Below are 980 nucleotides of genomic sequence, written 5' to 3'. Positions count from 1 at the left end.
AAATGGGCGCTTACCACGGAGTGGTCGATGACTGGGGTGAAGTCGTAACAAGGTAGCCGTAGGGGAACCTGCGGCTGGATCACCTCCTTTAAAGAGCAGAGCGCAACAAGTACGAGCTTCCATAGAAACTTATTTAAGATAAAAGAAGTAATACCTAGTATCTGGGCCTATAGCTCAGTTGGTTAGAGCACACGCTTGATAAGCGTGGGGTCGGTAGTTCGAGTCTACCTAGGCCCACCAATATAACCCATAAAGGGGGATTAGCTCAGTTGGTAGAGCGCCTGCCTTGCACGCAGGAGGCCATCGGTTCGACTCCGTTATCCTCCACCAAATTTCTTGGGGGATATTGTTGAAAAGAGACTAGGTTGAGTCTGTTATTCTCTGCTTCTTGAATGTTTAGTTAGTTTGTTTAATGCCGCTAGATAGTTAGTAAGTAGTGGTTAGTTAAATAAGTTAGAGAGACGATAAATAATGTGATTAATCAGTTAATTAATTTATCATTGTTTGATGATCTTCGATCTTCAATCATTGATATGGTCTGATAAGTCATCTTATTTATACTCTCATCTAATATAACTATTAGTCGTGAGTGTTCTTTAAAAATTTGGATTAGTTGGTGCAACGTAATAGCGATGCAGCAGTGATTATTGATCGATGTGAATCGAGTAATAATCACCAAGATCTTTCGGATCTCGTTATTGGATTATTCTTCTCGTGATGAGAATGGTAATTTGATAGCAAGATAACAAGAGAGATCGGGAGAGATTGCATCACTTAAGTAACGATGTATTCAATTTTACTGACTGTCAGTTGAGATACCGAGATAAGAATATCTATCTTAGATCATTCTTGATTAAGTGATTCAATATGACAGATTGATAAAATGAGTTAACTTAAAGTGAAACGTTATCATGTTACATTCGTAGGAGAATTGAAGAGCTATTTTGTCATATAATTGACGATTGCGATTTATCTCTCTG

The 980-nt window shown here is 38.4% G+C and carries 2 tRNA genes and 1 rRNA gene; all 3 read left to right on the top strand.

The features are described from left to right. Positions 1–90 (top strand): 16S ribosomal RNA (locus tag AC0SAP_RS10310); the annotation flags it as partial. Positions 91–163: 73 nt separating this feature from the next. After that, positions 164–240: transfer RNA gene (locus AC0SAP_RS10305), tRNA-Ile, on the top strand. A gap of 14 nt (positions 241–254) precedes the next feature. After that, positions 255–330: transfer RNA gene (locus AC0SAP_RS10300), tRNA-Ala, on the top strand. Positions 331–980 lie beyond the last annotated feature (650 nt).

This window comes from Ignatzschineria sp. PL_is040, assembly GCF_055813795.1.
Note: the sequence above shows the minus strand (reverse complement) of the source record. Positions and strands in the feature narration are given on the sequence as shown.